Consider the following 4,611-nt stretch of genomic DNA (forward strand, 5'->3'; position numbering starts at 1 on the left):
CATCCTCTATGATGAAACACTGCGCCAGAAGGCCAAGGACGGCACGCCGCTGGCCGAGCTGATCGCGAAATCCGGCGCGGTGCCGGGCATCAAGGTCGATACCGGCGCCAAGCCGCTGGCAGGCGCGCCGGGCGAGATGATCACCGAGGGCCTTGATGGCCTGCGCGAGCGTCTGGCCGAGTATTACGCGCTGGGTGCGCGCTTTGCAAAATGGCGCGCCGTCATCAATATCGGTTCGGGCGGCGATGAAAGCGTCCCCTCGCAATACTGCATCAACACCAACATGCACGCGCTCGCGCGCTATGCCATGCTGTGCCAGGAAGCGAACATCGTTCCGATCGTCGAGCCGGAAGTCATCATGGACGGCGACCATGATATCGACCGCTGCTACGAGGTGACCGAGTTCGGACTGAAGCGCCTTTTTGCGGAATTGTTCGAGCAGGGTGTTGTGCTGGAAGGCACGGTCCTGAAGCCGAACATGATCATTTCCGGCACGCAGTGCGCCACGCAGGCCAGCCGCGAGGAAGTGGCCGAGATGACGGTCCAGTGCCTGACCAATTGCGTTCCGGCCTCGGTTCCGGGCATCGCCTTCCTGTCGGGCGGGCAGTCGGACGTGGATGCGACGGCGCACCTCAACATCATGAATGCGGGCTTTGACCTTCCCTGGCCGCTGACCTTCTCCTATGGCCGCGCGCTGCAGGCTGCGCCGCTGGCGGCCTGGGGCGGCAAGGATGAAGCTGCAGGCCAAAAGGCCTTCAATCACCGCGCAAAGATGAACGGTCTGGCCGCGCTCGGTGAGTGGGATGAGAGCCTGGAGGGCTAGGCCTCTGGCGATCTTGACGAGTAACATAAAAAAGGCCCGGCAATGCCGGGCCTTTTCGGTTTCAGGCATCGTCAGATGCGCCGGACAACCTAGTACTCGGTGAAGTAAACCACCGCGTTGGCCGTGCCGCCCGAATAGGTGCCGACCCAGATGTCGTACTGGCCGGAGCCCGACAGCGTGACTTGCGGGTTCAGACCGTCGAAATCGTCATTGCAGTACCAGCGGCCATCCGGGCCGTTGACGACGATCGTCGTGTCAGCGCCAGACTGCGCGCCGATGGAGATGCGGCCGCCATTGAAGTTCAGGCGAACGTCCGGTGCGTTGGAGATCGAACCACGGCACGAACCGCCGAGGTTGCCGGCATTGAGGTTGCCGCCAGCCACAACGTTGACGTTGTACGGGTCGGGCAGGAAGCCGGCGTTCAGCGAATAGGTGCCGAAATTCGGGTTCAGGCGGTAGTCCTGCGCGGATGCAGTCGCGCCGATGGCCAGCGCGGCAAGGGCAGCGCAAGCAACAGTTCTGGCAATCATGAAAATCTCCATAGGGTAAGGGGGATGGCCCCCGCCATCCCGCCAGCCGTGACTGGCAGACAGGATGCTCAGTGTGGTAGCAGGCAATTTTGTGGCGGCCTAAACAATTTTTTATTTCGCCCGCATTTTGTTAAACCCCTCTCGTGAATGGAATTTTCGCGCCAAGCGTGTATCGGGCAACCCAATGTCGCAATGCCAGCTCTACCTGCTTACGCCGCCGCGCATTGATGCGGGCTTCGTGAACCTGCTCGATTCCGTGCTTGCCGAAGGCGTAGCCAGCGTCCTTCAGATCCGCCTGAAGGATCAGCCCGAAAACCAGCTTCCCGGCCTGCTGCCGCCGCTTGTGAAGGCGGCCAAACGCCATGGCGTGACCGTTCTGATGAATGACCGGCCCGATATGGCGGTCCGCTACGCCATGGACGGGGTACATGTCGGCCAGGAGGATGCGCCCTATGCGCAGGCGCGCGCTCAGGTGGGCAAGACCGGCATTGTCGGGGTTACCTGTCATGACAGCCGCCATCTGGCGATGACAGCTGCCGAGAAAGGCGCAGACTACGTCGCGTTCGGGTCGATGTACCCCACTGCCACGAAATCGCCCAAGGCGTCGGCTTCTGTGGATATTATCGAGTGGTGGAGCGAAGTGTTTGAGGTGCCATGCGTAGCGATTGGCGGGATCACGCCGGACAATGCCAGACCGGTGATCGAGGCGGGCGCGGATTTCATCGCGGTTTCGGGCGGGGTGTGGAATTATCCCGAGGGCCCGGTGGCCGCCGTGCAGGCCTTGTCGCAGGTATTGCAGGCGCGCTAGCTGCGCTCTGTCTGGCGGCGTCTCCCGCCTACACCCAGCAGCCCGCCCTGCCGCAAGGCCTTGCCGAGGAGGCCGAGCGCAATCGCTCCGGGGAATCGATCGAGGAGCGCAGCCCCTCCGATCAGGCGATGGCGCGGGCATCTGCCGCCTATCTGACCGGTGATTATCTCAGCGCGCGTGTTCATGCCGAGCGTGCAGCCGCTACTGGCGATCCCAGAGGCGCAACCCTTGCCGGTCACATCCTTCTCCACGGGCTTTCGGGCACGCCGGACGATGAAGCCGCCGTGCGCTGGCTGCGCCGGGCCGGCGAGCAGGACGAGATTGACGCCCTCATCATCCTCTCCTCGCTGGCCGAAGAGCGGCGCGGCGGGCTGGAGCCGTTCCAGGCACGCGAGTTTCTGGCTCAGGCCGCCGGAACGGGGGATGCAAGGGCAGCCTATGTATACGGCACTTTCCTGCGCAATACCGGTGATCCGGGTGTTGCCGCTCTGGCGATAGACTGGCTGCGCCTGTCTGCCGAGGCAGGCATGCCGCAAGCCATGGCGGCTTACGCTGCCGCGCTGGATGACTGGGTACACGGGCCGGGTGACCCGTCCCTGGCCCGTCCCTGGTATATCCGTGCCGGTGAGGCGGGCGATCCGCCTTCCGCCGCGATTGCGGGCCTGATGCTGATCAATGGCGAGGGCGGCGAGGCGGACGAGGCTGCGGGCCGGGCGCTCCTGCAGGCGGCAGCCGAAATGGGCCTGCCGGCGGCAATGGGAGAACATGCGCTATTGCTGATGCAGGACGCCGAGGCCGGCTCGGGCGACTACGCACAGGCCGCTGCCTGGGCCCAGCGCGCTGCTGAGGCTGGCGATGCGCAAGGCCAGTATCTCTATGCGGGCGCTCTTGCGACCGGGCGTGGCACGGTGCGCAATATGGAACAGGCCTATGTGTGGGTCAGGCGAGCAGGCTATCCGCGGGACAACTCGCTTGCGGACGACCCGCAGCGTGATCGCCTCGAAGCCCAGCTGGAAGAGCTTTTTACCCACGACACACTGGCGCGGCTGGAGGCCGAGGCGCTCGCCGGTATGGCGGACAGGTACCGGCTCAATCCGGCAGGACAATAGACCCGGACATACTGGCAGGGCCCTGTTCACATAGCCCTGCCGGAGTGACCGCGTGACACATACTGCCTTCGAGACTGCGCTCGCCCATGTGCTGGCCCATGAAGGTGGTTATGTCGAGCACGCCGATGATCCCGGCGGCGCCACGAATATGGGCATTACCCACATTACGCTCGCGGGCTGGCGCGGGCAGGCGGTGACCAGGGCCGATGTGGCGGCGCTGACGCGCAGCGAGGTGACCGCGATCTACAAGGCGCGCTTCTGGGACCCATGCCGGTGTGAGGCAATGCCAGAACCTGTTGCTGTCATGGTCTTCGACGGCGCGGTCAATCACGGCGCGGCACGGGCTGCCCGCCTCCTGCAGCAGGCATTGGGCGTGGCCATCGATGGCCGGATCGGCCCTGTAACGCTCGCGGCGGCGCGAGCCGCTGAGACGTCGTCGCTCCTCACAGAGTTCGCCGCCCGGCGCATGGTTCTCTATGCGGGCCTTGACCATTTCCGCACGTTCGGCCTTGGCTGGTCACGGCGATTGATGGGCACGCTCGCAGCCACACTCCCCACCAGCCTTGCCGCATGGCCTTCGCACTGATACACCCGCGCCCGATTTGAATGGCCAAGCCCCGCGCCGATGCGAGCCGGGGCCAGCGGGAAGTTTCTCCGATGAAGATCAACGGTAACGAAATCAAGCCGGGCATGGTGATCAAGCACCAGGACACGCTGTGGACCGCCGTGAAGGCCGACCATGTGAAGCCCGGCAAGGGCGGCGCGTTTGCCCAGGTCGAGATGAAGAACATTCTCGATGGCCGCAAGCTCAACGAGCGCTTCCGCTCGGCCGACAAGGTGGAGCGCGTGCGCCTCGAGCAACGCGACTATCAGTATCTCTACCCGGAAGGCGAGATGCTGGTCTTCATGAACACCGAGAATTACGAGCAGATTTCGCTGCACGTCGATTTCGTCGGCGAAGAGCGCGCCGCCTACCTGACCGACGGCATGATGGTGACGGTCGAGTTCTACGAGGACAAGGCTATCGGTATCGAACTGCCCCAGCATGTCGAGCTGGAAGTGATCGATACCGAGCCGGTCGTGAAGGGCCAGACGGCGGCCAACTCCTACAAGCCGGCCATCCTCACCGGGAATATCCGCTCTGCCGTTCCGCCTTTCGTAGGCGTGGGCGAGCGCGTGATCGTGGCGACCGAGGACGGCACGTACGTCCGCCGCGCGGATTAGGGACACTCAGTCTTGGCGCAAGTTTCTGCCCTCATGCAGGTGATGACGTCCGCCGTTCGCAAGGCGGGCCGCAAGCTCGCGCGTGATTTTGGCGAGATCGAACACTTGCAGGTCTCC

At 64.1% G+C, this 4,611-nt stretch carries 6 protein-coding genes and 1 pseudogene; 6 read left to right on the top strand and 1 reads right to left on the bottom strand.

Annotated features, from left to right (window positions below; translation table 11 throughout):
• Positions 1-823: class I fructose-bisphosphate aldolase (locus ACTS2Z_RS01305; RefSeq protein ID WP_442571429.1), on the top strand; the 823-nt coding region annotated here is incomplete at its 5' end.
• A gap of 89 nt (positions 824-912) precedes the next feature.
• Here ACTS2Z_RS01305 and ACTS2Z_RS01310 read toward each other — a convergent pair.
• Positions 913-1,353, bottom strand: a complete 441-nt coding sequence (locus tag ACTS2Z_RS01310) for a peptidase S1 (protein ID WP_442571430.1) — start codon at positions 1,351-1,353, stop codon at positions 913-915.
• A 184-nt stretch (positions 1,354-1,537) separates the two neighbouring features.
• Here ACTS2Z_RS01310 and thiE point away from each other — a divergent pair, with 184 nt between their 5' ends.
• The 5 genes and pseudogenes from thiE to ACTS2Z_RS01335 all read left to right on the top strand — a co-directional run.
• Positions 1,538-2,161 (top strand): thiamine phosphate synthase, encoded by a 624-nt coding sequence (gene thiE / locus ACTS2Z_RS01315; RefSeq protein ID WP_442571431.1) that lies wholly within the window; start codon positions 1,538-1,540, stop codon positions 2,159-2,161.
• Positions 2,095-3,270, top strand: coding sequence for a tetratricopeptide repeat protein (locus tag ACTS2Z_RS01320; RefSeq protein WP_442571432.1), 1,176 nt, complete (start codon positions 2,095-2,097; stop codon positions 3,268-3,270). The genes thiE and ACTS2Z_RS01320 overlap by 67 nt, the downstream gene beginning before the upstream one ends.
• A 52-nt stretch (positions 3,271-3,322) precedes the next feature.
• A complete protein-coding gene (locus ACTS2Z_RS01325) occupies positions 3,323-3,856 on the top strand; it encodes a glycoside hydrolase family 108 protein (protein WP_442571433.1) in 534 nt (177 codons plus the stop codon).
• A gap of 71 nt (positions 3,857-3,927) precedes the next feature.
• A complete protein-coding gene (efp, locus tag ACTS2Z_RS01330; protein ID WP_442571434.1) occupies positions 3,928-4,494 on the top strand; it encodes an elongation factor P in 567 nt (188 codons plus the stop codon).
• A 33-nt stretch (positions 4,495-4,527) separates the two neighbouring features.
• Positions 4,528-4,611, top strand: a pseudogene (locus ACTS2Z_RS01335) (inositol monophosphatase); the annotation flags it as partial.

This window comes from Glycocaulis sp., assembly GCF_052168375.1.
Lineage (GTDB): Bacteria > Pseudomonadota > Alphaproteobacteria > Caulobacterales > Maricaulaceae > Glycocaulis.